At 62.2% G+C, this 4,990-nt stretch carries 4 protein-coding genes and 1 pseudogene; all 5 read left to right on the top strand.

The window, feature by feature from the left end; translation table 11 throughout:
* Nucleotides 1-73 precede the first annotated feature (73 nt).
* Nucleotides 74-748: a tRNA (adenosine(37)-N6)-threonylcarbamoyltransferase complex dimerization subunit type 1 TsaB gene (tsaB, locus tag NW835_RS02810; RefSeq protein WP_414414468.1), complete on the top strand. Its 675-nt coding sequence runs from the start codon at nucleotides 74-76 to the stop codon at nucleotides 746-748.
* Between the two features lie 45 nt (nucleotides 749-793).
* Nucleotides 794-1,351: an elongation factor P gene (gene efp, locus NW835_RS02805; RefSeq protein WP_414365625.1), complete on the top strand. Its 558-nt coding sequence runs from the start codon at nucleotides 794-796 to the stop codon at nucleotides 1,349-1,351.
* A gap of 68 nt (nucleotides 1,352-1,419) precedes the next feature.
* Nucleotides 1,420-1,896: an acetyl-CoA carboxylase biotin carboxyl carrier protein gene (accB, locus tag NW835_RS02800; RefSeq protein ID WP_414414467.1), complete on the top strand. Its 477-nt coding sequence runs from the start codon at nucleotides 1,420-1,422 to the stop codon at nucleotides 1,894-1,896.
* A gap of 190 nt (nucleotides 1,897-2,086) precedes the next feature.
* Nucleotides 2,087-4,372: a hypothetical protein gene (locus NW835_RS02795; RefSeq protein ID WP_414414466.1), complete on the top strand. Its 2,286-nt coding sequence runs from the start codon at nucleotides 2,087-2,089 to the stop codon at nucleotides 4,370-4,372.
* 12 nt (nucleotides 4,373-4,384) lie between these two features.
* Nucleotides 4,385-4,990 (top strand): annotated as a pseudogene (locus tag NW835_RS02790) (DNA polymerase III subunit delta'); the annotation flags it as partial.

The raw sequence follows: 4,990 nt of genomic DNA, 5'->3' as shown, positions 1-4,990 counted from the left end.
CGAAGATTGACAACACAACCTTAAAACATCCGTTAAGTTCTGTCAACTACCTCGCTTGATCCTGAGAGAGGCCATGTCAGTTCCCCGCTGGATTTTAGGGATCCACACCACCACGCCTGTTCTGGGCTTGGCCCTGTTGCCGCTGGAGGAGAAGCTGGGGGAGAGCCGCAGCCGGAGTTGGTGGCTGGATCGGGAGATGGCGGCCCAGTTGCACCCTTGCCTGAGGGAGTTCTTGGCCAGCCAGGACTGGTCGCAGATGGCGGGGATCGCTGTAGCTTTGGGGCCGGGGAGTTTTACCGGCAGCCGTTTGGGGGTGAGTGTGGCGCGGTTGTTGGGCCAGCAGTTGCGCATTCCGGTGTTTGGCTACTCGACCTTGGCGGTTCTCGCCCGCCAGGCTTGGCAGGAGCAGGGATCCCCGCCTCAGCCCCTGACGGTGGCGGTGCACATGGACGCCAAGCGGGGGGAGCAGTATGGTGGCGTGTACCGGGTGGGCCCAGAACATTGGGTTGCCGAAGTAGCGGATCAGCTCTGGGAGGAAGCTGCTTGGCAGACGGTTCTGCGGCAGTGGCCGCAGGCTCTCGTCGTCGATGCCGCCGACTGGGTAGATCCGGCGCCTGTGCTGGCGTTGGCGAAACTAGCCCGCGCCGATTTCCAGGCAGGCTTGCGCCCTCCCTGGCAGACGGTGTTGCCTCTTTACGGACGTCAGCCGCCCGTTGATCTCAGAGGGCTGAATCGGAGTGCCCCGTAGCCGGGGTAAGATTGGGAAGTCTAAGCAACGGATCGCTGTGCTGACATGATCTCAAGCAACGATTTGCGCCCCGGCGTCTCTGTGGAAATTGACGGCGCTCCCTACAAGGTAATCGAGTTTCTGCACGTGAAACCTGGCAAGGGCTCGGCTTTTGTGCGCACCAAGCTCAAAAATATGCAGACCGGCAACGTTGTGGAGAAAACCTTCCGCGCCGGCGAAATGCTGCCTGCCGCCACTATTGAAAAAGTGAATATGCAGTATCTCTACGCAGAAGGGGACAATTTCGTGTTCATGGACATGGAGACCTACGAACAGGCTCCCCTCAGTGCTGCCCAAATTGGCTCTGCCGTGAAATACCTGAAAGAGAACATGGAAGTGGCCATCCTGCGCTGGAAGGGGCAGGTGATCGATGTGGAGCTGCCCAACACCGTTGTCTTGGAAGTGGTGGAAACCGACCCCGGCGTGAAAGGAGATACGGCCACGGGAGGAACCAAGCCCGCCAAGCTGGAGACCGGCGCTGAGATCCAGGTGCCTCTGTTTATCAAGGTGGGAGAACGGGTGCGTGTCGATACTCGCACCGACACCTATATAGGCCGCGAGTGATGGCTCTCCTTCTTCTTCGCCGCTGGGCTGCCGTTGTGGACAGGTGATGCATCAGGAGTAACGTTCCCTTGGATGTTGTCAATTGGCAGGAAGTTCGCCTTCTGCTGGCCGCTCTGCAGGAGAGCGACGTTACCGAGCTAACCCTGGAGTACAAGGATTTCCGCCTGACCCTGCGCAAAGGAATCCCGACTGGCCTTGCTGCTGCCGCCGCTCCGCCCGCTGCCCCGCCGCCAGCACCCCCCCCTGCTCCCCCTGCAGAAGCTCCCCCTCCTGAGAGCGCTTCTAAGCCTGCCCCCAGCCACTGGGTAGAGGTGACAGCACCGATGGTGGGCACCTTCTACAGCGCTCCTGCCCCTGGAGAGATGGATTTTGTGCAGGTTGGCCAGCGGGTGAACAAGGGCCAAACTCTCTGTATCATCGAAGCCATGAAGCTGATGAACGAGATAGAAGCTGAAACCGCAGGCGTGGTGAAGGAGATTTTGGTGAGCAACGGCCAGCCGGTAGAATTTGGTCAAGTTTTAATGCGACTGGATCCCACGGGCTAGGGGCGAGACTGGGGCAGAGGTGACTCGGCAACCAGCCGACAGCGTTGTTATCCCCAGCAGGAAATGGGCTAGAGTACAGTATGTCTGAGCTGGAATCTTTTCGATGCCCCCACGCTCGTCGCCCTCCCAGAGCGGTTCCAGCCCGTTTCCCTTTTTGGAAGGGAGGGGGGCCGCTGCTGGTGAGGCTGAGTTGAGCTTGCCGCTAGGGCAGCGTTTGCTGCGGGCAGGGCTGATTTCTCAGTCTCAGTTGGCCCAGGCCTTGCGGGAGCAACAGCAGAACCACCTTAAGTTGGGAGAAGTCTGCCTGGAGCACGGCTGGCTGACTCCGTCGGATCTCTACCGCTTCCTGCCTAGCCAGGCCCTGTCTCTGGGGGAGATTTTGGTGGCTCTGGGCTATCTGGATTTTGAGCAGTTGCGGGTGGCTTTAGCCCAACAGCGGCGGTACGGGCGGAAACTGGGGGAGATCCTCACTTGGAAAGGTTGGGTTCAGCCGGCAATTTTGGATCGCGCCCTGGATGTGCAGGTGCAGCTGCAGCGGATGGCTTCCCCCAATGCCTGGGAGGCGCTGCAGCCTTTCTTGGCCAGGGATCCCCTCCAGGCCCCGCAGATGTCCCCCCAAGAGGCGGTGGTTCAGCGTTCCCCTGCCGAAGAGGTTGCTCGAGGGAGCGGGACGGAGTCTTCGCTGTCTTGCCAGGGGGCAGAGCTGTTTCCAGTTGTTCATCCCTCGGATCCGGCAAGGGATCCCCTGCCGGGAACAACAGCCGGCGGGCGAGAATCTTCCTCTGCGGCTGAGGATCCTTTTGCTTCTGTGGCTCAGCCAGCCACCCTGGCCGACTACCGCAAGCAGGTGGAGGCCCTGCAACTCCAAATCGAGCTGCAGGAACGGGAGTGGGATCGGATCCTGGCGGACATGAACCAGCAGATTGCCGATTTCCAAAGCCAGTACCAGCAGCGCATTCAAAAACTGGAAGCCACCATCCGCCAGCAACAGGAGGAGCTGCAGCACCAAGCAAGGTTGCAGCAGGATCTGCAAGTCTGGCGAGAACACCTGCAACGGCTGGAAAGGGAGCTGGCCCTGGCCCGCGCCGCCGAACAAAAGGCGCAGCGGCAGTTGCAAACCCAGCGAGATTGCTATCAGTCCGAGCTGGAGCACCTGCGGGAGCAGATCCAGATTTTGCAGGAGCGCCAATTGGATTCTGTGCCCAGCAGCGTTGTCGCCGATTTGCGCGCCCAGCTCCAGGCAGCGCTTGATCAGGTGCGGCAGCTCCAGTCGGAGCGGGATCAGTTGCAGGCCCAACTGGCTCAGCCGGCTGCCTCCTCGGGGGAGGCTGCAGATCCCCTCCTGAGGCAGGTCGCCACCCTGGAAGAACAAGTCGCGGAGCTAAAGGCCGCTGTGCAGAGCTGGCAGGAGCGCTACGCTCAGTTGCAGCAAGAGCACGAAACCCAAATGGCGCGGCTTTCCAGCTATGTTCCTCCAGAGCAGGTGGAAAACCTCCAGGCGCAGCTCCGACAACTGCAGGCGGAAGTGGCGCAATTGACGGCGGCCAACCATGAAGCGGCAGCGCGTCTTGCCCAACAGGAGGAGCAACTGCAGCAGAGCCAAGTCTTGGTTCTGCAGCTCAGGGCGGAGCGGGCCGAGGCCGATCAGCGCATTGCCCAACTGGAGGGATTCCTGCAAGCCCGCCAAGAAGCCCTAGAACAGGCCCAGCAACAACTGAAAAGCCTGGGATCCCGCCTCAGGGCCTTGCAACAGCAGCAGGCCAAGTTGACGGTGGAGCTGCGGGATGCGCAGGAGCTGCTGGCGGCCTACCGACAGAGCCTGGAGTCTCTTCAGGAAAGCCTCAAAGCCGAGCAGGATCGCAACCGCCTGCTGCGGGTGAGCTACGAGCAACAGAAGCTGATCGCCGAGGCCGCCCAAGCCCAGTTGAGAGCTGCCAACTTGCCCACTAACCCAGGCAAGAGGCCAACCTGTTCCTCCGAGATGGGCAGAGCGGCAGCCCGCCCAACCGTTCGCGTCAGCAAGGCGGAGTCCTTGCCAGAAGAGCCTGCCCCTTCTGAGGAAGAGGTGCCGGCAGATCCTCTGTTGGCGGAGCTCACCCCCTGGGCCAGGCGCCTGTTCCAAAACTTGCAGGAGGCGGGCCTGCTAGATCGGCCCCAGGTCGAACACATCCTCAGCCGCTGGCAACAGGCGGGGGGCAAGCTGACCACGGTCATCGGCGAGTGTACGGGCCTGAAGGCGACCACGATCAAGTTCTTTGCCGACGAGGGATACTCGGCCCGCCTGTCGGGATGCCGCACGCTGGGAGACTTCCTCAAAGCTGCTGACCTAGTGCCCGCCGAGGTGCTGGAATCTCTGCCGCCGATGGATGAAGCTTCGCCCGACTGGGGGGATCCCTTGGTGGAGCGGGGCCTGCTGCGAGCGGAAACGGTGCAGTATTTTCGCCAACATTTCTTGACGGTCTCTGCCAAGGATTAAGCGATTCCGCCGATGCTCCAGCCCAGGGCCGCCGAGATGGTTGAGCGGGTGAAGGTTCTGCCCCCACAGCACATCGTCGGGCAGGAGCTGGCGGCGCGGCTGCTGGTGGCTGCTCTGGAAAAGGGGCGGGTGACCTCCAGCTACTGTTTCTTGGGGCCAGAGGGGGTGGGGCGAGGGCTGATGGCCCGCTGGTTTGCCCGGGCCCTCTTCTGCGAGGCCAGCTCGGGGATCCCTTGCGGCCAGTGCTCCAACTGCCGTTGGCTGCTAGCGGGCACCCATCCCGACCTCCACTGGGTCAGCCCTACCTATCTCCACCAGGGCCGCCTGATAGCAGCGGAGGCCCCAGAGGCGCAAACTCTGCAGCGGCGCTCCCCGCCGCAAATTCGCCTGGAACAGGTGCAGGGAGTGGCCCGCTTCTGTGCCCGTAAGCCAATGCGCGCCCGCCGTTCGCTGGTGGTGCTAGAGGGGGCGGAAACCCTGGCAGAAAGTGCGGCCAATGCCCTCCTGAAAACCCTGGAGGAGCCCGGGCCGGCCCACATCGTTCTCATCGCCCCCCAGGCGGCCTCCCTGCTGCCGACGCTGTTGTCCCGCTGCCAGATGGTGCCTTTCCGCCGCCTC

It is taken from the genome of Synechococcus sp. OH2, from assembly GCF_047462155.1.
In the GTDB taxonomy this organism is placed as follows: Bacteria; Cyanobacteriota; Cyanobacteriia; order Thermostichales; family Thermostichaceae; genus Thermostichus.
Note: the sequence above shows the minus strand (reverse complement) of the source record. Positions and strands in the feature narration are given on the sequence as shown.